Source organism: Rossellomorea sp. FS2 (assembly GCF_047915635.1).
In the GTDB taxonomy this organism is placed as follows: domain Bacteria; phylum Bacillota; class Bacilli; order Bacillales; family Bacillaceae_B; genus Rossellomorea; species Rossellomorea marisflavi_A.
Genome location: NZ_JBLRVS010000005.1, coordinates 296,080 through 318,745, shown reverse-complemented (window position 1 = coordinate 318,745; position 22,666 = coordinate 296,080). Strand labels below are relative to the sequence as shown.

The window sequence follows — 22,666 nt, the reverse complement described above, 5'->3', positions numbered from 1 at the left end:
GCGCCTGCTGGGTCTCACCTGCCCGCCTTTCCCGCAGGAGTCGGCACCCCTCCGCTACCACTCACTCTTCGTTGAATTAAAGTAATTGTTCCTAACTGACTTGATGAGTGAACTCATTTAATTCTATTTCTTTTCTGAAATGACCCTGCCCATTCCATCAACCCTTTCGCAACCTGGATGATACCCAGAGTGCATTGGAGCGGAAGGCACTTGACTCCTACGGGTATAGAGGGATGTTCGAGACCCCGCAAGAATGAGGAGGCTCGACTTCCTCCCCGTGGAAAGCAAGTGCCTGCAGCGGAAAGGAACGGTCTTCGTGGTATTTATACTATTTTCAATATTTGCTTCTGTATTCCTTCTTTTGCTTTGAATTAAAATATCTTTAATTCGAGATAATTATATGATGGATGCTCTTTCGATGTCAATGGTTTGGGAGAAAAAACTTTTAATTCGAGATATTTTCTTGAATGTTTGCTCCTTATTTACTTGTAAAAAGCGTTTATCTTGTATGAATAAAAGGAATCTTATTAGGTAGGCTCCATTTTAAGGAGTACGTTACTTACGGTATAAGAAGGAGGTAAGAAATGATCCGATTTGAGAATGTTTCAAAAGTATTTGACGGAAATAAGAAGGCCGTGGACTCAGTCAGTTTCACCATCCCCAATGGAGAAATCTTTGTGCTGATCGGTCCGAGTGGATGCGGAAAGACAACGACTCTCAAAATGATCAACCGACTCATTGAGTTATCTGATGGGACGATTTATATCAATGATGAGAAAGTCAGTACATACAATGTGCACGAGCTGAGATGGAACATCGGGTATGTGCTACAGAATATCGGACTGTTCCCACATATGACCATCGAGGAGAATATCGCCATCGTCCCTGAGATGAAGAAGTGGCCTAAAGAAAAGACAAGCAAGCGTGTGGATGAGCTTTTACGGATGGTGGGTCTTAAACCCACTGACTATAAAGACCGTAAGCCCGGTGAATTATCGGGTGGTCAGCAGCAGCGGATCGGAGTCGCGCGCGCCCTTGCGGCAGACCCGGAATTCATCCTGATGGATGAACCGTTCAGCGCCCTAGACCCCATCACGAGGGAAAAGCTCCAGGATGATATTCTGTCCCTCCAGAAGGAGATCAAGAAAACCATCGTGTTTGTCACCCATGATATGCAGGAGGCCCTGAAGCTCGGAGATCGCATCTGCCTCATGAAGGATGGCGAAGTCGCCCAGGTAGGGACACCCGAAGAGTTGATCCATCATCCTGCCAATGAATTTGTCCGGGATTTCATCGGAGGGAAAGGACATTCCCTTGAGAATGACTTCAACCTGGCCGATCTCCTCTCACCGATTGAAGAACCGATGGATGTGGACCGGGCATCTATCCCGATCGACAGCACGATTGACGAAACCCTTTCAGCCCTTGCACAGGAAGAGATCGCAATCGTGAAAAAAGACGGGACCCCCGTCGGATACGTTTCAAGGGAAACCATCATCCGGCATCTTGCAGGAGTGAAAGCAGGTGAAACAGGATGAATGGATTGATGGAAACGTTCAATAACCGGAAAGGCGAATTGCTTAACGATCTCTTACAGCATATCGAAATCTCCTTCATTGCCCTGTTCTTCGCACTCATCATATCCATTCCGCTGGGCATTTATCTGACCAGGAAACAGAAGGTGGCGGAGGCGATCATCGGCATCACGGCCGTATTCCAGACGATTCCGTCGCTGGCCCTCCTCGGACTCTTGATTCCTCTAGTGGGTATCGGAACCGTCCCTTCCATTATCGCCCTTGTCGCCTATGCGCTCCTCCCGATCCTGAGGAATGTGTATACGGGTATCAATGAAGTGGATCCCGCCTTGACAGAAGCTGCAAAGGGCCTCGGGATGAACAGCTGGAGGCGCCTGGTCAAAGTCGAGCTGCCACTTGCCATGCCTGTCATCATGGCCGGGATCCGGACGTCGATGGTCCTCATCATCGGCACGACGACGATCGCCGCCTTGATTGGAGCCGGTGGGCTCGGGGATCTCATCACCGTCGGGATCAGCCGGAACGATATCGATCTGATCCTTCTCGGTGCCATCCCCGCTGCCCTGCTGGCGCTTTTCTTCGATTTCCTATTGCGGATCATCGGAAGGCTATCATTCAAGAAATCCCTGATATCGGTGGCATCTGTCATCGTCATCGCCTTCTTGATCATCGGAGGTTCCGCCTTCTTAAAACCGAAGGAAGCCGATCTTGTCATCGGCGGGAAGCTTGGACCCGAGCCGGAGATCCTCATGAATATGTATAAGCTCCTGATTGAAGATGAAACCAACATCACGGTTGAGGTGAAGCCGAATATGGGGCCGACCACCTTCATGTTCAATGCCCTGAGATCCGGGGATATCGACATCTACCCTGAATTCACAGGGACTGTCATTGCCGATCTCCTGAAGGAATCACCTGAGAGCACCGATGAGAAAGAGGTCTATACGCAGGCGAAAGAAGGTGCAAAGGATAAACTCGGCTTTGCGTTACTTGAGCCGATGAAGTACAACAATACCTATGCCCTTGCCGTTCCCGAGGAGCTGGCACAGCAGTATGACCTGAAGACCATTTCCGATCTGAAGGCCATCCAGGGCAGCATCAAGGCTGGATTCACACCGGAATTCCCTGAGCGGGACGACGGCTACCCCGGCATCCAGAAACTTTATGGCATCGAGTTCCCATCCGTGAAGGTCATGCAGCCTGAGCTGCGGTATACAGCGATTGATTCAGGCAAGATCAATCTGGCCGACGCCTACTCCACTGATCCTGAAATCGAGAAATACAACCTGAAAGTACTCGAAGATGATAAGGGCCTCTTCCCTCCGTATCAGGGTGCCCCGATCATGAAAGCGGAGCTCCTTGAAGAATACCCAGAGCTTGAGGACATCCTCAACAAATTGTCCGGTAAGATCACGGATGACGAGATGAGGGAAATGAACTATCAGGTTTCCGTCGAAGACCGCTCTGCAAGAGAAGTGGCAGAAGAGTATTTGAAGGAGAATAAGCTGATTCAATAAACCAAAAACCGGACCGCCCATGTTGGCGCGTCCGGTTTTATTCGTCTTGCTCAATCAGATTTCCTTGCGCATCAAAAACTTCTATCTTCACATCATCATAGGAATCCTTCAGCGTATGCACCGTAATGGGCTCTTGGCTATCAAGAGCGAATTCTTCCGATTGACCGTCCGCATTCACTTTCACGTTCCCCATTTTCTGATCGGGGTGAAGGATGGCGAGAGTGGTTTTCCCGTCCCCTGTCAGGACAGCGGTCGTCACCTTCTGCTTTTTTTCAACTTCCTGATAGTTATTCTCTTTGCCGTCGAATTCCATGATCCCAAACAGGTCATCAACATTCTCATAGACGGCGACCAGAGAGCTTTCCCCGTCCTGGGGTACGGTCTGGCGATACAGATTCAAGCCATGTTCCACCCGGTATTCCGTGAACTGCTCCAAGAGCTTTTCAGATGGACTGGAACACGCGGAAAGAGCAGAAATGAACGCTACCAGCAAGGTGAGTTGTACACCGGGTCTAAAAATGCGTTGGAATCTCTTTACACAACGGCTCATTCAGAACTTTTTTCCTTCATGGCGATCAATATTTTATCTAGTTTATCTTCAACCGCCGCAAGTCGTTCCTCTTTTAAATCCGTCTTCTGTTTTCCATTGTTGACCAACCTCACCGCGACGGCTGCGACAAACACCAGTCCTGCACACAAGATCAACAATGACACCATGAATACACTATCTCCTCCGCCCATGTCAACACCCCCTCTGGAATATTTTTCTACATTATACCATTTAAACCGTATATGTACATCCCTTCGGATTCATGTTTACACAGAGGCCAATTTATATTCCCAGCGGGACAGTGAGACATACCCTCACGCATGTCTCACCTGCACCACTCTTTCACTGAAATACATGGCTCATATGACACCAAAAGTGTAAGAACCATCTTGGGGCCCATCCATCCTCTTACAAACCATCATACTACCCCTTCCCCTTATGTCAGGCTCCTACCCACAACCACCTTTTCCTTACACGAAGCCATGTAGGTAGCGTACCGTAGACAGGTTTCCCAATCATCTTCCACTTCCATCGGCCACCACCTGATTGCCCCCATCGGCGCATTGGCCGCGTAGGTTTCCACAAGATGCGGTATCCTTCCGGCGATGACGATCTCATGATCTGAGAATCCGGTTTCCAGGCCTTCCCTGAGTGCTTCAAGAAGAAGAGTGTGATCATACTCTTCTTCTTCATGAGGGATGGGGAATAACAATGAGCGACGATCCTCCCTCTCATGGATGAGATGAGCCGTCTTCACACCGGCATCATCCGTTTTCCGCTTCCAGATCCGGTCATAGGGAATCTTACGGGGCAGTTCAAGGGACTCGAGCCTCTCCCCGATCCGGTTCCCATAATAGTTGTAAAGCTGCTGCACAAGAAGCTGAATCTGCTTGTTCCTTGTAAACGTCGTATTGCTCCCACCTGTGTTCCGGTATTGGATATAGAGAAGGTCCGGGATTGCCACGACACGGGTTGACAGGAACGTCCGGACGAGAAGGTCATAGTCATCTGCCACGAGCAGTTCCTCCCTGTGTCCTCCGATGAGATGGTAGCAGTCCCGCCTCCATGCACGGGGGTGGTTCGGAAGGCCGACGAGATGCCTGATGGTCGTTCCATTAAGGGCCGTGTGCTTATTCACATTCTGCCAGCGCTTCATCTTGTGGATCCACACCCGGTAGTACAGGTTATAGCCGTAGCCGCTGTCCCAGCCGTACCAATGGGCGTGGAGATTATCGGCATGGACCTCCGTACAATCTCCATAGGCAAAACCGCAGTCGGGATTCTCCTGGAAGGCCGACACGATTTTCTCCAGACAATCCTCCGTGAGCTCGTCATCATGATCAACCTCCACCAGGATTTCCCCGGTGCATAGACTTGCCGCATACCGTTTCACCGCTCCGATATAGCCGGACGATCCGTCTGGTCGGTAGCGCCTGACTCTTGAATCATCCAGCCCCATCAGATCCGTTTGGTACGTCTCATCTTCGTCACCGGAGTCATCCACGATGACCCATTCCCAGTTCGTATAGGTCTGCTTCAAGAGAGATTCATAGGGCCGCCTGATTTTGTTTCCCGACCGGTAGGCTGCCGTGAAGACTGACACGAGGGGCCGGTCGCTGATGGTGGAAGGAATGGAAATCTCCTCCCCTTCAGGCAGGGGATCCGTCCGCTTCAACCAGCAGTGAAAGAGGTGATCCGCCTCGATTTCCTCTCCCGACTTGACATGGATCCATCGCCTGCGCTCCTCAAGGGGCAGGCCGTTCAACCCTTTGAATTCCTTCCAATCATCTCCTATGGATACATACACACGTGGATGTTTTGGATCGATCTCCGGCTGTGACGCATCGGCATCACACAGAACGATATCAATTCCCTTTTCCATCAGGCGATTGAAGATGATGTGAAGATAGTGATCCGTATAAGAATCAGAGATATAGAGATAGGCCGTGAACATGGAGGACTCCGCTCCCCCCTCCTCGTTGTTCCGCCTCAGGTGTCCAATCCGATCCGTCCCCCTGTAGACCTCTTCCATTTCTCCTTTCCGGATGAGCATATGCTCTTGCTGGGCATTGGTCCCTTTGGGAAACAGGACACCCAGCCCGTTGCTGTGGGTGAAATCGATGTGAGGATCCCCTTGTCGTTCCGCCCAGAATTTATATACTCCAAAGTCCCTTCCCCTCACATACGTGTCATGGAACAGGACGACCCCGTTCTCCGACAGCTTCGGCAACCACGTGGTGTAATCATGGCTGACGGCTTCATATGTGTGGTATCCGTCAATATGAAGAAGGTCGATGGATCCGTCTTCGAACTCCTTCAGTGCTTCATCGAAGGTTTTCCTCAGCAGCTTGCCGATCCCGGGGAACTCCCTTTCCGTCACAGCTTTGACGCCTTCATATACATCGTCACCATAATAGCCTGCGTGGGGATCACCTTCCCACGTATCCACTGCGTGACATGTGGATGACAGTCCCCCATCCTTCACTGCCTGGCAAAAGCTGAAAAATGACGTTCCATATTGAGTACCCAGCTCAACGATGCATTCAGGAGCAAGGTAGCGTACAAGGTCATAAGCAAACCTGCGATGACCTGACCATGGGCCATATCGGATGGCACCTGCAGGCAGTTCCTCCGCTTCGTCAACGGCAAATGTCGCATGGCGATAATCCCAGCCTTTCATCTCCCTCCTCCTCTCACAAAAAAACACATACCTCCTTACAAGGTATGTGAAAAAACGTTCATTATATCTTAAACCCGAATGGAATCGAGGTAGCGTTTGACCGCATCTTTCCACGGGGGAAGGGGTGGCGCTTTTTGGTTCGCGAGCACGGAGTATAGGGGTCTGGCTGCCTTGCTTGGGTATTCCTTTGAAGGGCAGGGTAGGATGATTGTCTTTTTACCTGAAAGCCGGATGGATTCATCAGCCAGCTCCCTCCACGAGCATGCCCCGGCATTAGCAAGATGGAATGTGCCGAATCGATGAGTTTCAATCAGCTGGATAATGGCCCCGGCAAGATCCACGGTATACGTCGGACTGCCAAGGACGTCGTCCACGACCTTCAGGGTGTCGTTCGTTTCCGATAAAGTCAAGATCTTCTTGATGAAATTCGGCCCCCCTCCCCCGAACACCCAGGACGTCCGCACAATATAGTGCCGGGGAGCCGCCTTCCTCACCGCCTCTTCCCCGGCAAGCTTCGACCTTCCATAGGCATTGAGGGGAGCCGGATGATCCCCCTCTTCATACGGGGCCTTCTTCTTCCCATCGAAGACATAGTCCGTGCTGATATAAACCAACACAGCTCCGACTGCACTTGCTGCTTCCGCTATATAACTGGTTCCCTCTTCATTCACAAGGAAAGCCCGTGCTTCCTCTTCTTCCGCCAGCTCCACATCCGTGAAGGCCGCACAGTGGATGATGATGTCGGGGGAGGACCGGTAAATGAAGCCCTTGGTCTGATCCACATCCGTCACATCGAGTTCGGCCCTGTGCGGTGCCAGGAATGGCCTGCCCGCATCCCTCAGCTGCCGGATGATTTCACTGCCGAGCTGGCCTGATCCACCCGTGATCATAATGGTCACAGTCCCACGCCCCTTTTCAACACATATTCCCACCATGGGCGATGCTCCTTGTACCATCGGATCGCCTTTTTCAAAGCCGGCTCAAATTCATATCGGGGGGCCCAGCCCAATTCATTCCTGATCTTATCCGAATCGAGTGAGTAGCGGTAATCATGTCCGGGGCGGTCATCAACATAGGTGATCCGGTTTTCATCCAATTCGAGCTCCTCCAGGATGAACCTCGCGATTTCGAGGTTTTTCCGCTCATTGGAAGAACCGATGTTGTAGACTTCCCCTGCAATCCCTTTTTCAATTACAGCGTCGATGGCCGTACAATGGTCGTGCACGTGGATCCAATCCCTGACGTTCTCTCCTGTTCCATAGATTGAAAGAGAATGCCCTCTCAGTGCCTGGATGATCATCTTCGGGATGAACTTCTCCGGGAACTGCCGCGGTCCGTAATTGTTTGTACAGCGCGTAACATTGACGGGCAGGCCGAATGTATGGTGACAGGCGAGGACGAGGCAATCGGACGCCGCCTTGCTCGCAGCATACGGGCTTCGTGGTGCTAACGGGGATTCTTCTGTGAAGCTTCCTGTTTTCCCGAGGCTTCCGTATACTTCATCGGTGGAAATATGAATGAAGCGTACGCCGTGCTCCCTTGCCACGTCCAGAAGCACCTGGGTGCCGGCAACATTTGTATGGATGAAGGTTGACGCCGAGGCGATGCTCCGGTCCACATGGGACTCGGCCGCAAAATGGACGATCAAATTGATGTTGAACTGCCTGATCAGATCATCGACGAGCTCCCGATTGTTGATATCCCCCTCCACGAATGTGTAGCGTGGGCTATTCTCCAGCTCTTTCAACGACTCAAGGTCTCCTGCATAGGTGAGCGCATCAAGATTCACGATCCTGTCCTCCGTCCCTCTCAATCTATGATGGATGAAGTGATGACCGATGAATCCCGCTCCCCCCGTTAAAAGGATGCTATACTCATTCAAAATCGGCATCCTCCCAACCTGGCAGGCTTTCATCTTTTCCAGAAAGAATCGGCACATCCACCGGCCAGTCGATGGCAAGATGGGGGTCATCCCAGCGGATTCCCCGGTCGGACGCGGCGTGGTAAAAGGAGTCCGCCTTATAAAGGACGGTCGTCCCTTCCTCCAACGTGCAAAAGCCATGGGCCATGCCCTTTGGAATATAGAGCTGCCGTTTATTCTGTGCACTGAGGACCGTCCCGAACCAACGTCCGAACGTACTCGATCCCTTCCGTATGTCCACCGCCACATCAAAGATCGATCCCGAAGCCACCCTCACCAGCTTCGTCTGGGCATGTTCCCCGATCTGATAGTGCAGGCCCCTCAGCACGCCCGCCTTCTCTGAAAACGATTCGTTATCCTGGACGAACCTGGCCATCAATCCGTGGATGCCTGCCCTCCGTTCATTGTAGCTTTCGAAAAAATATCCCCGATGATCCCCGAGTACTTGTGGTTCCAGCACCACCACGCCATGGAGATTTGTCTCTATGACCTTCATCTTTTACTCCCCCTTGCTGCCACCCTCTTGAGATACTGTCCATATGGATTATTACGGAACTGATGACCGAGCTTCATCAGCTCTTCTGAAGTAATCCACCCCTTTCGGAAGGCTACTTCTTCCATACATCCGATTTTGACGTTTTTCGTCTCTTCCATCGTCTTGATAAACTGCGATGCCTTGAATAGGGACTCATGGGTACCTGCATCCATCCAGGCATCATGTTCCCCGAGGAGACGGACCGAAAGTTTCCCCGATTGCAGGTAGATACGGTTGATATCCGTAATCTCAAGTTCCCCACGCACGGATGGCCGCAGGCTTTTGGCAACTGCCACGACATCGCTGTTGTACACATATAACCCTGCGACAGCATAGTTGGACTTCGGGCAGGCCGGCTTTTCCTCGATTGACTCCACTTGCCCTTCGCTTGAAAAGCCCACCACCCCGAAACGCTCCGGATCTACTACATAAGCACCAAAGACAAGAGCATCATCCCCGTTCCACACGGGATCCTGAAACCCCGGCCCATAAAACACATTGTCTCCAAGAATTAACGCCGTACGCTCTTCTCCTATGAAGGCTTCCCCTATGATAAAAGCCTGAGCGATGCCCTCCGGTTTCGGTTGCAGTGCATACTGGATTGAGATCCCGAGCGTACTCCCATCACCGAGAAGCTGCCCGTATCGACCGAGATCCTGCTCCGTCGAAATGATCAAGATTTCACGGATTCCTGCTTCCATCAACGTACAGATGGGGTAGTAAATCATCGGCTTATCGTAAAGGGGAAGGAGATGTTTCGAGATTGATTTCGTCAATGGATACAAGCGCGTACCGCCCCCCCCTGCTAATATGATGCCTTTCATATGGAACGCTCCCAACATAAGAAGATATTTCTGCTGTGTTATCGTATGCAAGGCACAAAAAGAAGGTCCGCTGAGCACACATGTGATAAAACCAAAAAAAGGAAAATATCTATTACTGTCGAATATTTAAGAATCACGCTTAATCAAATAATGTAAAAAGGAGAAACCAATGCGCAAAAAGAAAAAAATCCTGTTGTTAGTGTTCCTTTCTGTAGCGGTCTTGATCGCCCTGCCTCCCTTCCTTGCGCCCGTTGTACACGGCCAAAGCTCGCCTGAATCTGCTTTGAGGGCACACATCTATCAAGAAGGCCATCCGTACCAAAGCTTTTTCGCATGGATCAACGAGAACGACTACGTTGATGCTGAATTAGGGCAGCTCTATGATGTGAAATGGTTCGATTTTAATAGTCCGACCGGAGATACTTCCTCTGTCTGTTATGCACCCAAACAGGATGGCACTTACATGATCCAATGTGGCACCGGGCCATGAATGAAGGAATCACCTAGGTTCCTGGAAGAAGATGATCCCTAGTCAATGCAGGGGATCATCTTTTTTGATTCCTTTCATATCGCCATTGATCAACCGATTATTCGAATGATCCTTCAACGGCTTGGTTAACTCCATTATTTTCAGCACATAATATGATGGTTACCAATCGATAAGGGGGATTGTTATGTCCAAGGATCGAAAAGCAGACACTCAAAGCGATACATACGGAGGAAAAGAGATCAAGCCCGATCAGCAACAACGATTACCGCATCACATGGAAATGGAGCTTCCACACGAACTCTCCATTAACCCTCTGTTTGCCCGCGAAGGTGAATCCACCATTCCCCGCTTTCATCTGGCAGATGGGGGAATGCTACCAGAAACAGCCTATCAGATCGTCCATGATGAAATCACCCTTGATGGCAATGCACGCTTGAACCTCGCTACATTCGTCAGTACGTGGATGGAGCCGGCCGCAGAGCGCTTGTATGCCGAATCATTCGACAAAAACATGATAGACAAGGATGAATATCCGCAGACAGCCCAAATCGAGGAGAGATGCGTCCGCATTTTAGCCGATCTCTGGCATTCACCCGAGCCTTTGAAGACGATGGGGGTTTCCACAACGGGGTCGTCGGAAGCCTGTATGCTTGGAGGGCTGGCGTTGAAAAGGCGCTGGCAAAACGCACGCAAAAAGGAAGGGAAACCGGTAGATCGCCCCAATATCGTATTTAGTTCTGCTATTCAAGTCGTTTGGGAAAAATTCGCGAACTATTGGGAAGTGGAACCCCGCTATGTAAAGGTCACCCCGGAGCATCCCCAATTGAATCCTGAGGGCGTCCTCGCTGCAGTGGACGAAAATACGATTGGGGTTGTCGCCATTCTTGGGGAAACGTATACTGGCCTTTATGAACCCATAGCTGCCATTGCGAAAGCACTGGACGATCTGCAGGAGAAATCCGGACTCAACATTCCGATGCATGTGGATGCCGCGTCAGGGGGATTTATCGCACCGTTCCTTCAACCTGACCTGGTTTGGGATTTCCAACTGCCAAGGGTGAAGTCCATCAATGTATCCGGACATAAGTATGGATTGGTCTACCCGGGATTGGGTTGGATCATCTGGAGGGAAGCCAAGGACCTCCCTGAGGAACTCATCTTCCGCGTCTCCTATCTGGGCGGGAATATGCCGACTTTCGCCTTGAATTTTTCCCGACCCGGCGCCCAAGTGCTGCTGCAATATTATAATTACCTGCGTCTGGGGAAAGAAGGGTACTATGAGGTCCAAAAGGCTTCACAGAACGTTGCCCTCTTCCTGAGCAAGGAGATTCAGAACATGGGACCGTTTGAACTTTTATCCGATGGTTCCGATATACCCGTCTTCGCTTGGCGACTGAGAGATGATGCCACATCCCATTGGACGCTATTTGATTTATCCAGACAAATGCGTGTGTTCGGCTGGCAGGTCCCCGCCTATCCATTGCCTCCTGACATGGAAACGGTGACGATAATGCGGGTGGTGGTCCGGAATGGTTTCTCCATGGACCTTGCCCATTTATTTTTGGTGAACCTCAAACAGGCCGTTGCTTTTCTCGATACACTGGACGCACCTATGCCACATGATACGAAGTATGATAATGGGTTTCATCATTAGAAGGTAAACATGAGCAGATCTACTGAGTAGTTCCTGGTACTACACAAAAAAGCACCCTATAGGCAGACTCAGGTCTGTTCTATAGGGTGCTTTTTTCAGTCCTGACCGTGTTATTAGATCGACTTCACCATGCCTCCATCCACGAGGAAGGAGCTTCCGGTCATGTACGTATTGGCGTCTGATACAAGGAAGGTGACGACGTTGGCGAATTCTTCCGGTGTCCCGTAGCGTTTCAACGGGATCTTCGCCTTCGACTCTTCCTCCACCTCTTCCACGCTCTTTCCATGCTTTTCCGCATTGACCGAATCGAGATGGGCGACGCGATCGGTGGCGATCCTCCCTGGGGCTACGGTGTTGATCAGGATGCCGTACTCTGCGAACTCATCGGCAAGGGTCTTCGCCATGCCGATCATCCCCGTACGGAACGTATTGGAGAGGATCAGTCCCGGGATCGGCACCTTGATGGAAGAAGAAGCGATATTGATGATGCGCCCTCCATCCTTTTTCAGATGAGGCAAGGCCTCCCGGATGAGACGGACATAGCTCAATAGATTGAGCTGGAAGGCATTGATCCAGTCTTCATCGCTGAACTGCTCGAAGCTCCCTGCAGGAGGACCACCCGCATTGTTGATAAGGACATCGATCCCCCCGTACACGTCCACCGTCTGTTCCACAAGGCGGGCGATTTCTTCCGGCTTTGTAATATCTGCCGGACAATACTCCACCGTTCCATGGACACTCAGCTCCTCCTTGACCTCTTTCAGTGTTCCTTCATTCCTGCTCGTGAGCATGACCCGCATGCCTTCTTTGACAAATTGGGTCGCAATGGCCTTGCCAAGTCCCTGGCTTGATGCCACCACCAGGGCCACTTTTCCATTCAGATTCAAGTTCATCTTGCTTCCTCCTTCTATGTATCCCTTCTAGCACTCTATAACCTTCTCGGTTCAAGATGAAACTTCCTTCCCGACCCGATGGAAAGATTCCGCTGTTACAGCAGATGAAGCGTGAGAATGGGAGGAAATGACTTTTTTCTTTCGCGGTTTGACTGAAGGATCAAGGAGTCCTTCCAGTCCTTTCGTTGTTGCGGTCAAGGCAATGATGGCCAACGAGAAGAACAGCATCGGTGTCATGAAGATCCACCAGGCATTATAGATTTCACTGTAGTTCGTCCCCATGATGCTTGCCCACTCCTGGACGAACGGTTTAGGTGGATCACATCCGGCCGGATCATAGCATACGTCCGTTCCCCCGAAGTAAATCGTGAAGAATCCGAGATGGGCGATGATCAGGAGTGCCTGGATGACGAGCTTCGGGAAGAGGATGAACAGCCGCCCCTTCAGATGGGGGAGCACATGCTTCCAGAATAGGAAGAACCGGCTGCCACCGAGGACCCGCGCACCTGCAATGAATTCCTTGCCGAGAATTTCTTTTGTTTCGTTGGAAATCAGGATGGCCGTCGTCGGCAGCATGATGAAGGCGAGCACCAGAATTGTCCAGATGATCCGCTCATTCAAGGTGGTGGTAAAGCCCTCCTCCGTCTCCCACAGCAACGGATACAGGACGTTGTACGCGATGATGGACTGCGGGATGAAATAAAAGCCCATGAGCACTTTATCGGAGTAGCGCCTGACTGCCGGCTTCCAGAATCCCATGAGGACACCGACAAGAAACGCCAAAAGGAAGGCCACCAGGGAAATGGCAATCGCTGCACCGAGGGTATACACCGCTCCGTCCACCACCTTATAGAACATATGGTAGCCGTCCCGGTCGGTCCCGAACATGATCTGGGATGAGGGGCTGAACGGAGCTGCGGCGAACCCCTCATCTCCGTTTGTCATGACGGTCTTAGGAATCTTGGATCCTTGGGAATGGAAAAGGATGCTCCACCCCAGCATCAAAAGGATGAACCCTGCTCCAAATCCTATCAGCAGCCAATTTTTCAACGTCGTCATAAACTCATCTCCTTCCCGATCCGGTGCTTCACCGTGAACTGCATCGCCTTCAGCACCCCATAGATCGGGAGAAAGAGCAGAATCGACGTGATGGCAAAGATCGCCGGCGTATTATAGGTGAACAAGAACGACGTGACACCGAAGACATTATACAGATACTCGAGGATCAACAGGTTCGACAGCATCATCCACACGATCTGCTTGCCGTGGTACGTCAGGCTGACCAGGATGTTCCGGATCATATGGATGAACAGAATCCGGTATTTTGTCAGTCCTTTGCTCCGGGCAAGCTCGACATATGGCAGATCTTCCTCTTCTCTCACGAATGAAATCATCAGACCGAGGAAGAAGAAGGTCGGCAGTACGCTCAGGGTGACGGCCGGAAGGAAGATGATTTCATTTGGATCGAGGGAAGCCACATCACCGAGAAGGATCCCCGTCTTCTTGAAAAACCAGATGATGAAGAGCTGCAGCGTAGCAATGACAAAGATATCCGGCACCGACTCCAGAACGGCGGCGATGGATTTGATCGCATTTTTCACGATCCGCCCGGACACCGTATAGATGATTAAGAGAATAAGAGAGGCACCAAGGGATATGGCAATCGCCAGAAAAAGGATCCGCATACTGCTCCATAGTGCCAGCAGGATGACCGGAAACAGCGGTCTCTCCGTTTGCGTTATGGTATATACGAGATCAAACGGATGAGAGAGATCCCCCCACATATCCAGGAAGGTTCGTCCGTACAATGCGAAGGAGAGGGATTGGTTTTTAAACAGGCCAGACCCGGCACTGACCAGTAGAATTCCTGCAATGATCAGAACCGGCTCGAGCAACCAGGCGAATCGCTTCATTACATTCAAAATTAATCCTCCAATGCCTTTTTTTGTCATTATAACACAAGAAAAAGACAAGAGAAGGACCGAAAAAAAACAATAAACTGAAAATACTGCAAAATAAAACTATAGTAAAGTATATACGTACGATAGTATGAGGAAATTACGTGTCAAAGGGTAGGGGTCATTACAATTCTCTCTCTTGAATTTCGAATCAAACCAAGTCAAAATAAAAAAGAAGAGCAAGAAACAACCTGATCTACTCAAATAATTAATGTGGTACGTTTCAACTCTCATTAATGATTGCCAAAATCATATGATCCTCCCATTCCCCATTAATCTTAACGGACTTCCGCGAGATACCCTCCTTCTCAAACCCGGCTTTCTCCAACACCCTGATCGAACCGCCATTCTTCGGCATCACTCCGGCCTCGATCCGGTGAAGGCCGAGGACGTCGAACCCATAGCGGACCAGTTGCCGGACGGCCTCGGTCGCATATCCCTTGCCGTTATGCTTCTGGCTCAGGCTGTAGCCGATGATGGCCATCTGCCTCGGCCCCCGTTCGATGCGGAACAAACCGATCGTGCCGACCAGTTCATCCCCATCAAGGAAGATCCCAAAATGATAGTCCTGGTCCTCTTCACTTCTCTCCAGTCTTGTTTTAAGCATATCCCGCTGCCCTGCCAGCGTATAAAAGTCATCCGGTCGATGGACACTGAATTCTTGGAAGAACGTCCGATTCTCCTCCTCGAATGCCAACAGGCTTCCTTCGTCTCCTTCTTGCAGCAATCGTATCGATAGGTTCCCCATTTCTTTTCCTCCTCTTGTCTATGTAGTAGGCATCCCCATCACCCGATCCAATGATCGTCCTCATGTATGTGCTGCGGGATGTCCTTGTGTTCCATTTCGCCTTCTTCCCCTAGGTAATAGTGGCGGAGAGGGGTGAGATCATCATCCAGTTCATAGACAAGTGGAATGCCGTTCGGGATATTGAGCCCGGCCACTCCGTCATCCGGTATCCCGTCGAGATATTTCACGAGAGCCCTCAGTGTATTCCCGTGAGCGGACAGGATGACGCGCTCGTTTTCCCGAAGGCACGGAACAATCTCATCCTTCCAATACTGAAGGGCACGCTTTTCCGTATCAATCAAACTCTCTGTCATGGGGAGGTCTTCGTCGCTGACCGACGCATACTTGGGATCGTCACGATCCTTTTGGTGTGCGTCATCCGTCACGGCAGGCGGCCTTACATCGGCGGACCGCCTCCACTCCGTCACCTGCTCTTCCCCGAACTTCTCCGTAATCTCATCCTTATTCAACCCCTGAAGCCTACCATAGTGGCGCTCATTTAGCTTCCAGGATTTATACACCGGTATCCAGACGAGGTCCATCTCATGAAGCATGATCCACAGCGTCCGGATTGCCCGTTTCAATACAGAGGTGTGCGCGACATCGAACCCGATCCCGTGCTTTTTCAGGATGGCCCCCGCTTTTCTTGCTTCTGCGTACCCGTCGTCCGTCAGATCCACGTCGATCCAGCCCGTGAAACGGTTCTCGAGATTGTACTGACTTTCTCCGTGCCGAATGAATACGATTTTCTTCATTGTCATCACCCACGTTTTTTTTACAGTATACACCTATTGAGAAAGAATTATGGAGTAATTTGAACGAATAAATCCCACACTAAGGGAAACTTGGAATCGAAAGGAGATAGGATCATGTTCAAACAAACGGCCGGGGAAAAGCTCATCGATATGCTCATTGAATGGGGCGTCGATCATATATACGGCATGCCGGGAGATTCCATCAACTCCCTCATCGAACCTCTTCGGAAAGCACAGGATAAAATCAAATTCATCCAGGTCAGGCATGAGGAAGCGGGTGCCCTTGCTGCCGCCGCCTATGCCAAGCTCACCGGGAAACTCGGGGTATGTATGGCCATCGCAGGCCCGGGTGCCATCCACCTCTTGAACGGTCTGTACGATGCAAAGCTTGATCGTGCACCGGTACTCGCCATCACAGGTCAGGTGGAGTCCGACCTGATCGGGACGGATTCCTTCCAGGAGGTGAATCTGGAGCGGATGTTTGATGATGTAGCCGTTTATAATCAACGGATCATGTCGGCCGAGCAGCTGCCCGCCGTCGTGAATCAGGCGATCCGGGCCGCCTATGCCAAGAAAGGGGTATCCGTCCTCACGATTCCCGACGACATTCCTCGCTTTGAAGTCGGGAAGGAAGCTCGGGTCACTGCCCAGTTCACGGCTAAACAGGTGGTACTCCCGATGAAGGAGGATCTCCTCAACGCGAAGAAGATCCTTGAAGAGGCTTCGAAACCGGTCATCCTCGCCGGTCGTGGTGCCCATGGACACCGTGATACCCTCCTCTCATTCGCGGAGAAGATCGGAGCCCCGGTCGTGCTTACCCTGCCCGGAAAAGGAGTCATCCCCGACAAGCATCCGTACTGCATCGGGGGACTCGGCTTGATCGGTACCAAGCCGTCGTATGAAGCCATGCAGGAAGCCGACACCCTCATCATGATCGGCACCTCCTTCCCGTTCACGGCGTTTCTACCGGAGCACGCGAAGACGATCCATCTCGATATCGATCCTGCCCAGATCGGGAAGCGTTATCCCGTCGATGTGGGTCTTGCCGGAGATGCCGGTGCAACCCTTTCCTGGCTGACGGATCATCTGGCAACGAAAGAAGATCGCTCATTCCTGGAAAAAAGCCAGGAGAGGATGAAACACTGGCTGGCAAAGCTTGATCATCAGGAAGAAGACGGGTCCGTCCCCTTGAAGCCCCAGCGCGTCATCCATGCCCTCCAGGAAGTGGCGGCTGATGATGCCGTCCTATCTGTGGACGTCGGGAACGTCACCGTCTGGATGGCGAGGCACTTTCATATCACCCATCAATCCTTCGTGATTTCGAGCTGGCTCGCAACACTCGGTTGCGGTCTTCCTGGCGCCCTTGCCGGCCAGATTGCCCACCCCGATAAACAGGTGTTCGCCGTGTGCGGGGATGGAGGGTTCGCCATGACCATGGCCGACTTCGTCACGGCGGTGAAATATGACCTGCCGATCGTGGTCATCGTCCTGAACAACCATAAGATTGCCATGATCAAATTCGAACAGGAGGTCATGGGGAATATTGAATTCGGGACCAATCTCCAAAACCCCGACTTCGCCCGCTACGCAGAAGCATGCGGTGGGGACGGGTACCGGGTGGAACGACCTGAACAGCTGCTGCCGGCGATCCAGCAGGCCGTCCAGAACCGCAAGGCCTGCATCATCGATGTTCTTGTGGATCCGGAAGAAGCTCCGATGCCGGCCAAAATCCAGTTCTCCCAGGCAGCAGGGTATACGAAGCATATGATCAAGGAGTTGTTTGAGGAAGGGAAGATTGACCTGCCTCCTCTGTGATTTTCACATCAAAAAAGACTGTCGATCGCTCTTAAGCCGATCGACAGTCTTTCTATTTTCCCTCTATTAGAATACCACCGAACGGACTTGATTCCGTTTCACATCCAATGTGATGGTGCCATCGTGCACGCTCAGTTCACCAACCGGCTCTTCATTCAATTTGGCCACTACCGGTTTGATGCCCTGCTCATTGAAGGTAAACGACGCTTGCGCCTGGTCGTCTGTCGGATTGTAGAATCTCAGGAGGAGACGTTCCTCCTTCTCCGCTTTCTTCAAAGTGCTGAGAACGATGCCAGATGGGCAGGTTTCCGCAAGAAGGCTGTATTCATGAGGGGTTATGATCCCTGATGGGTTGAGCTTCATGGCATTATGAGGGATTTTATTATACGTATGGACCGGAGTCGTATACTCCTTCGCCTGACGCCCCACACGGGCAGAAGACAACGAGCCACCGTGCATCAACAGGGCAAGCTCAAGATCCAAGGCCCCGATCATCTGGGAGTCTGGTGTCGGGAGTTTGATTCCGGATGGTCTTCCCGGTCTCCTTACGAGATTTTCTTTCCCGAGTACACCGACACTCCTGAACAGCGTGACGGCAATGGTGTCGAAGGCCTCTCCGACAATTTCATATTCCCTTGTGCTGTTCGTCAAAAGACTGACGCCCTTCATGTCATCGGTCAAACCGACAAATCCGAGCATCGGATAGATCGCATCAGGTCGCTCATCCCAATCCTGAGCTTCCCACTCTTCCATTGCCCCGTCAACGACATCACGCTTGATCATGCCGAACTGATTGTCAGACCAGGATACAGCCGACACAATGCCTGTCGGGATCAAGGCACGGAGCCTATGATCTTTTGCCTGATTGTCTATGGCAGCCCTGATCCGGATCGTAGGGTCATCGTTCGCAATCTCAATATGCCAGTTGACCTGTACGGCACCGTCACGCTTTCCGGCTTTTCTGCTCTCGAGATCAATCGGCACCTGCAGGGCCACCCCGATGTTCATTTCAACGCCAAAGCGGTTCTGCCTTACGCTGATGTCTGCTTTAGTATCCGCATTGTATAGGAGTTCTTCGCCTTCAACTGGTGAGTAATCGTATTCGTCCCCATCATCTCCACCGTTTTCAAGAAGCAGCACCTGATCGATTTCACTTCCATCACACTTGTCATAGATTTTCAGCGTGCCGTTTGCGTTCACGCTGATCCGGTACAGATCCGTTTCCGCTGCATGGTCGTGAAGTTCCTCCCACTCGGCGACGGAGCATTCTTGGTCGGCCTCCTTGATCCTATATGCTTTATACCCCATTGCCGGAAGGGTGTCCTTCCATTGGATGACGTACTCATAGAATGGATCATAGTTTCCGTAGTGGACGATTTGCCGGTCGATCAGACCCGGATCCAGGATTTCTTTACCCAAGACTTCAAAGCTGATGTTCTCACCCGCTGAATCTTCCATGACAAAGCCGTTCAGCTTGGTCACGACTGTGGCTTTGACGGTTTCTTCCCTTTCATATGTAAGGAGATTGAAAGCCGTCAGCAGATCCTCTCCGGTTTCGTTTTCGATGGAATCGGTGATCTTCCGCTTATAGAATTCAATGAGCTGATCGGTTTTTTCCTCGGCCAGGAAGAAACGGTTCATGATTTCGCGATGCACTTTATCCGAACAGCAGCACCCGATGCTATCGTGGGCGTGGTTCTTCATGATCTCCTTCCAGATCAATTCGATCAAGCCGTGGTGATACTCAAATCCGAGGGAGTACGCGATAGACGCGAGGGGCTCCAGGATATTCGTCAGCTTATTCTCGATCCGGGTGTTGGCCGCTTTGATATCCATCCTCGTCGAGTAGATGCTCCGGTGCACCCTCATATATTTCCCGTCCAGGAATTCGCCTGACAGGACGGAAAGGTCATTCCCCTTCTCCAGCTCGGCAAAGATATTTTCATAGCGACTCAGGAAGAATTCCCTGTCCGGGTAGAGGGTTCTGAGTTTATCCATGATCACCTCGATATTCTGCTGAATCGGCATCTGATCATGGCCGTTCGGAAGGATGATGTGGTCGGTCGTGGCCCCTTTATCGAGCACGGTGAAATATTTATCGATCCGCTTCTGCAACGCCTCTTCATCCTCAGGGAGGTATTTCCCGATGGCGTATCCGAGGGGGAACAGCTGGACGAGTACCCTTGAGCCGTCGTCACTTTCCCAGTAGAACTCCGTCTTATCCGTTCCATGGCGCTCCGATGTCCCCCTCCAGAAGATGGAGTAGCTGATGTCGAATCCGTTGAAGATCTGGGGCATTTGGGAGGATTGTCCGAACGAATCGGGCAGATAACCGATTTTCATCGGTGCCCCGAACTCCTCGCAATCCTTGTGCCCATAGAGGAGATTCCGGACGATCGACTCCCCGCCGACCACCATTTCATCCGTTTGGGTATACCACGGCCCGATGATCAGTTTCCCTGATTGGACCAGATTCCTCACACGCTCCCTGTTCTCCGGCTTAACGGCGAAGTAATCTTCCAGGATGGAAGTCTGACCGTCCAGCACATAGTGAGGATACTCCGGGTCACGTTCGAGCTTTTCCATGATCTCTTCCATATTGTTGACCAGTAGAATACGAGATTCTTCTGTGGAAAAATACCATTCCCTGTCCCAATGCATATGTGGGACGATGTGTACGTTCTTCATGAATTTCATTCCCCCTGGATGTATAGTTTCAGCTCTTTATGCTGCAAGGTTTTCTTCTTTTGAAAGCTTACTCTTTCTTGTGACGATCAGCAGGAACATGGAGATGACCGCACCGATCAAGGCTGCTCCGAACCAGATGCCTGCCGCAAGTAAGATCGGCTGTCCTTTGAGTAAGGCCAGGGAGAAGATCCCTGCGCCCGGTACATTCAATCCAAGATCGAAGTAGGCTACGATGGCGCCGGTCACGGCTGATCCCGCGACCAGGGATGGGATGACCCTGATCGGATCATTGATCATGAACGGGATCGCCCCCTCCGTGATCCCTGCCAATCCAAGGAGCCACGTCTGCTTTCCGATTTCCTGCTCCTGTTTGGAGAAGTATTTCTTCCCGATGATGGTGGCACCGGTCACGGCGAATGCCGAAACCATCTTGACCGAAGCAAAGGTAGCATAAGGGATGAAGTTTCCACTTGCCATCGCTCCGATACAGAACGTATAGGCGGCTTTGTTGACGGGTCCGCCTAGGTCGAAGGACACCATCGCACCAAGTATGGCACCGAGGATAAGCGCGTTGGTGCCTGACAAGCTGCCGAGCCAATTGATCAATCCATTGTTGATCCATGCCAGGGGCTCACCGATGAGGAAGAGCATGATTGATCCGACCACGAGTGTCCCCACGACAGGATAGACCCAGAAGCTGATGAAGCCTGCGAATGTTCCTTTTGGCTGGATTTTTTTCTTCAGGAATTTCAAGAAGAATCCTGCCAGGAATCCACCGAGCATCCCTCCAAGGAAGCCGGATCCGATCAGGTTGGCTGCGACCCCTGCTGCAAATCCTGGTCCGAGTGCGGGTTTATCCGCAATGGAGTATGCCATGTAAGCGGCGAGGATCGGAACCATCAGCTGACCCAGGAGTCCTCCGCCAAGCTGCCTCAGTAACCAGAGCCATGACCCTTCTTCCGCGTAGACATCCTGCAGGTTGAAGATCTGTGAAATCAGTACAGCCGCTGCCAGCGTCATTCCCCCTGCCACGATGACAGGGATGATATAGGAGATACCCGTCAGGATGCTATCTTTGATTTCGGTTTTGAACGGTTTATGCTCCTGGTCATCCTGAGCGTCATCCGTGGCGCTTTGTTCCTCATACGCCCTTTTCGGTGATTTTTCCGCTTTTTCCACAGCCTGTTCAAGCAGTCCCTTGGCATTCCGGAGCGGAGTGGCCACCGATGTTTTGACTTTCGGAAGATGGGCAAACCGGCTCTCATCCTTCACGGCCACATCATTGGCAAAGATCACGGCATCTGCACTCTGCAAACGTCTTGACGTATGCCGGTCTTCGATCCCGTTGGCCCCCTGCTTCTCCACGAACACCTTGATCCCGAGTTCCTTCCCGGCTTTCACCAGGGCCTCGGCCGCCATGTACGTATGAGCGATCCCTGCAGGACAAGCCGTTACAGCCAGCACTACCTTACCTGTATCTTCGATTTCCCGTGTTTCCAAAGGGGGATCAACCACATCAAGGAGGCTGTATAGCTCCTCGCTTGAAGCAGCATTCAATAACCGCTCCTTGTATGTTTCATCTGATAACCGTGTGACGAATTCCGATAAGAGGGCAAGGTGGGTGGAGCCTGCTTCCTCATCCGGTATGGCCAGGAGGATGACAAGTTCCACCCGGTTGGCGGGATCGATGCTTTCCCAATCGGTCAACGGTGTCTCGATGGTGGCAACGGCGAACGCCGCTTCCTTTACCGCCTTCGACTTACCGTGGGGAATCGCAAGACCTCCTTCAAAACCAGTCGGTGATAGAGATTCACGCTCGTAAACCGTTTTCAAAAATTCGTGCTCAGAACGCAATTTCCCCTCATCAGCCAGTTGGTTGACTAAATACTCGATGGCTTCTTGTTTGGAACGAAGCTTCAGCTTGGTACTGATCAACTTCGGCGAGGTAAGTTTAGATAATTCCATGATTCTACCCCTCATTTCTATGTTTGTAAGTGTTTTCATTTTTTTGAACTTGACCTAATCCTAGCAAAAAAAAATAAGAATAAAGGATTATTCTTATTT

Annotated in this window: 19 protein-coding genes and 1 pseudogene; 5 read left to right on the top strand and 15 right to left on the bottom strand. The window is 51.3% G+C overall.

From position 1 onward, the window contains the following. Positions 1-584 precede the first annotated feature (584 nt). Entirely contained in the window at positions 585-1,538 is a 954-nt protein-coding gene (locus ACNA6I_RS17970) for an ABC transporter ATP-binding protein (protein WP_048014559.1), read from the top strand. Further along, positions 1,535-3,052: an ABC transporter permease/substrate-binding protein gene (locus ACNA6I_RS17965; protein WP_416313916.1), complete on the top strand. Its 1,518-nt coding sequence runs from the start codon at positions 1,535-1,537 to the stop codon at positions 3,050-3,052. The genes ACNA6I_RS17970 and ACNA6I_RS17965 overlap by 4 nt, the downstream gene beginning before the upstream one ends. Positions 3,053-3,089: 37 nt before the next feature. On the opposite strand, the gene ACNA6I_RS17960 is transcribed toward ACNA6I_RS17965, so the two are convergent. From ACNA6I_RS17960 to rfbA, 8 genes and pseudogenes are all read right to left on the bottom strand, one after another. Beyond that, entirely contained in the window at positions 3,090-3,602 is a 513-nt protein-coding gene (locus tag ACNA6I_RS17960; protein WP_416313915.1) for a hypothetical protein, read from the bottom strand. After that, positions 3,599-3,793 (bottom strand): hypothetical protein, encoded by a 195-nt coding sequence (locus ACNA6I_RS17955; RefSeq protein WP_416313914.1) that lies wholly within the window; start codon positions 3,791-3,793, stop codon positions 3,599-3,601. The genes ACNA6I_RS17960 and ACNA6I_RS17955 overlap by 4 nt, the downstream gene beginning before the upstream one ends. Before the next feature lie 245 nt (positions 3,794-4,038). Then, positions 4,039-5,634 carry a glycosyltransferase gene (locus tag ACNA6I_RS17950; RefSeq protein WP_416313976.1) on the bottom strand — a complete coding sequence of 532 codons (1,596 nt, stop codon included), beginning with the start codon at positions 5,632-5,634 and terminating at the stop codon, positions 4,039-4,041. After that, positions 5,617-6,282: pseudogene (locus ACNA6I_RS17945) on the bottom strand (class I SAM-dependent methyltransferase); the annotation flags it as partial. The pseudogene ACNA6I_RS17945 and the gene ACNA6I_RS17950, both read right to left, overlap by 18 nt. Before the next feature lie 68 nt (positions 6,283-6,350). Beyond that, the gene (gene rfbD, locus ACNA6I_RS17940) at positions 6,351-7,172 is read right to left on the bottom strand and encodes a dTDP-4-dehydrorhamnose reductase (protein WP_416313975.1); all 822 of its coding nucleotides are present in this window, start codon (positions 7,170-7,172) and stop codon (positions 6,351-6,353) included. Positions 7,173-7,177: 5 nt separating this feature from the next. Next, positions 7,178-8,164, bottom strand: coding sequence for a dTDP-glucose 4,6-dehydratase (gene rfbB / locus ACNA6I_RS17935; protein ID WP_416313913.1), 987 nt, complete (start codon positions 8,162-8,164; stop codon positions 7,178-7,180). Continuing rightward, positions 8,157-8,699 (bottom strand): dTDP-4-dehydrorhamnose 3,5-epimerase, encoded by a 543-nt coding sequence (gene rfbC, locus ACNA6I_RS17930; protein ID WP_048013362.1) that lies wholly within the window; start codon positions 8,697-8,699, stop codon positions 8,157-8,159. The genes rfbB and rfbC overlap by 8 nt, the downstream gene beginning before the upstream one ends. Continuing rightward, a complete protein-coding gene (gene rfbA, locus ACNA6I_RS17925; RefSeq protein WP_416313912.1) occupies positions 8,696-9,562 on the bottom strand; it encodes a glucose-1-phosphate thymidylyltransferase RfbA in 867 nt (288 codons plus the stop codon). The genes rfbC and rfbA overlap by 4 nt, the downstream gene beginning before the upstream one ends. A 169-nt stretch (positions 9,563-9,731) precedes the next feature. Here rfbA and ACNA6I_RS17920 point away from each other — a divergent pair, with 169 nt between their 5' ends. After that, complete coding sequence (locus ACNA6I_RS17920; protein WP_048013364.1) at positions 9,732-10,052, top strand: hypothetical protein; 321 nt, start codon at positions 9,732-9,734, stop codon at positions 10,050-10,052. 184 nt (positions 10,053-10,236) lie between these two features. Then, complete coding sequence (locus ACNA6I_RS17915; protein ID WP_416313911.1) at positions 10,237-11,706, top strand: glutamate decarboxylase; 1,470 nt, start codon at positions 10,237-10,239, stop codon at positions 11,704-11,706. A gap of 113 nt (positions 11,707-11,819) precedes the next feature. Here the strand turns inward: ACNA6I_RS17915 and ACNA6I_RS17910 are convergent, their stop codons facing one another. From ACNA6I_RS17910 to gpmA, 5 genes are all read right to left on the bottom strand, one after another. Then, a complete protein-coding gene (locus ACNA6I_RS17910; RefSeq protein WP_416313910.1) occupies positions 11,820-12,599 on the bottom strand; it encodes an SDR family oxidoreductase in 780 nt (259 codons plus the stop codon). 51 nt (positions 12,600-12,650) lie between these two features. Then, a complete protein-coding gene (locus tag ACNA6I_RS17905; RefSeq protein WP_416313909.1) occupies positions 12,651-13,658 on the bottom strand; it encodes an ABC transporter permease in 1,008 nt (335 codons plus the stop codon). Continuing rightward, entirely contained in the window at positions 13,655-14,512 is an 858-nt protein-coding gene (locus ACNA6I_RS17900) for an ABC transporter permease subunit (protein WP_416313908.1), read from the bottom strand. Before ACNA6I_RS17900 ends, ACNA6I_RS17905 begins: the two co-directional genes overlap by 4 nt. A gap of 268 nt (positions 14,513-14,780) precedes the next feature. Continuing rightward, positions 14,781-15,305, bottom strand: coding sequence for a GNAT family N-acetyltransferase (locus ACNA6I_RS17895; protein ID WP_416313907.1), 525 nt, complete (start codon positions 15,303-15,305; stop codon positions 14,781-14,783). 38 nt (positions 15,306-15,343) lie between these two features. Beyond that, positions 15,344-16,099 (bottom strand): 2,3-diphosphoglycerate-dependent phosphoglycerate mutase, encoded by a 756-nt coding sequence (gpmA, locus tag ACNA6I_RS17890; protein WP_048007175.1) that lies wholly within the window; start codon positions 16,097-16,099, stop codon positions 15,344-15,346. A 114-nt stretch (positions 16,100-16,213) separates the two neighbouring features. On the opposite strand from gpmA, the gene ACNA6I_RS17885 reads away from it, so the two are divergent. Continuing rightward, complete coding sequence (locus ACNA6I_RS17885; protein ID WP_416313906.1) at positions 16,214-17,914, top strand: pyruvate oxidase; 1,701 nt, start codon at positions 16,214-16,216, stop codon at positions 17,912-17,914. Positions 17,915-17,980: 66 nt separating this feature from the next. On the opposite strand, the gene mngB is transcribed toward ACNA6I_RS17885, so the two are convergent. Together mngB and mngA are read right to left on the bottom strand one after the other, a co-directional pair. Beyond that, positions 17,981-20,602 (bottom strand): mannosylglycerate hydrolase, encoded by a 2,622-nt coding sequence (mngB, locus tag ACNA6I_RS17880; protein WP_252265085.1) that lies wholly within the window; start codon positions 20,600-20,602, stop codon positions 17,981-17,983. Positions 20,603-20,638: 36 nt separating this feature from the next. Beyond that, entirely contained in the window at positions 20,639-22,567 is a 1,929-nt protein-coding gene (mngA, locus tag ACNA6I_RS17875) for a PTS 2-O-a-mannosyl-D-glycerate transporter subunit IIABC (protein ID WP_317949455.1), read from the bottom strand. Positions 22,568-22,666 lie beyond the last annotated feature (99 nt).

Excerpts from the sequence above, each read along its gene's own strand:
- ACNA6I_RS17970 (WP_048014559.1), top strand. The coding sequence starts at position 585 with ATGATCCGATTTGAGAATGTTTCAAAAGTATTTGACGGAAATAAGAAG.
- ACNA6I_RS17965 (WP_416313916.1), top strand. The coding sequence starts at position 1,535 with ATGAATGGATTGATGGAAACGTTCAATAACCGGAAAGGCGAATTGCTT.
- ACNA6I_RS17960 (WP_416313915.1), bottom strand. The coding sequence starts at position 3,602 with ATGAGCCGTTGTGTAAAGAGATTCCAACGCATTTTTAGACCCGGTGTA.
- ACNA6I_RS17955 (WP_416313914.1), bottom strand. The coding sequence starts at position 3,793 with ATGGGCGGAGGAGATAGTGTATTCATGGTGTCATTGTTGATCTTGTGT.
- ACNA6I_RS17950 (WP_416313976.1), bottom strand. The coding sequence starts at position 5,634 with ATGGAAGAGGTCTACAGGGGGACGGATCGGATTGGACACCTGAGGCGG.
- rfbD (WP_416313975.1), bottom strand. The coding sequence starts at position 7,172 with ATGATCACGGGTGGATCAGGCCAGCTCGGCAGTGAAATCATCCGGCAG.
- rfbC (WP_048013362.1), bottom strand. The coding sequence starts at position 8,699 with ATGAAGGTCATAGAGACAAATCTCCATGGCGTGGTGGTGCTGGAACCA.
- rfbA (WP_416313912.1), bottom strand. The coding sequence starts at position 9,562 with ATGAAAGGCATCATATTAGCAGGGGGGGGCGGTACGCGCTTGTATCCA.
- ACNA6I_RS17920 (WP_048013364.1), top strand. The coding sequence starts at position 9,732 with ATGCGCAAAAAGAAAAAAATCCTGTTGTTAGTGTTCCTTTCTGTAGCG.
- ACNA6I_RS17915 (WP_416313911.1), top strand. The coding sequence starts at position 10,237 with ATGTCCAAGGATCGAAAAGCAGACACTCAAAGCGATACATACGGAGGA.
- ACNA6I_RS17910 (WP_416313910.1), bottom strand. The coding sequence starts at position 12,599 with ATGAACTTGAATCTGAATGGAAAAGTGGCCCTGGTGGTGGCATCAAGC.
- ACNA6I_RS17905 (WP_416313909.1), bottom strand. The coding sequence starts at position 13,658 with ATGACGACGTTGAAAAATTGGCTGCTGATAGGATTTGGAGCAGGGTTC.
- ACNA6I_RS17900 (WP_416313908.1), bottom strand. The coding sequence starts at position 14,512 with ATGAAGCGATTCGCCTGGTTGCTCGAGCCGGTTCTGATCATTGCAGGA.
- ACNA6I_RS17895 (WP_416313907.1), bottom strand. The coding sequence starts at position 15,305 with ATGGGGAACCTATCGATACGATTGCTGCAAGAAGGAGACGAAGGAAGC.
- gpmA (WP_048007175.1), bottom strand. The coding sequence starts at position 16,099 with ATGAAGAAAATCGTATTCATTCGGCACGGAGAAAGTCAGTACAATCTC.
- ACNA6I_RS17885 (WP_416313906.1), top strand. The coding sequence starts at position 16,214 with ATGTTCAAACAAACGGCCGGGGAAAAGCTCATCGATATGCTCATTGAA.
- mngB (WP_252265085.1), bottom strand. The coding sequence starts at position 20,602 with ATGAAGAACGTACACATCGTCCCACATATGCATTGGGACAGGGAATGG.
- mngA (WP_317949455.1), bottom strand. The coding sequence starts at position 22,567 with ATGGAATTATCTAAACTTACCTCGCCGAAGTTGATCAGTACCAAGCTG.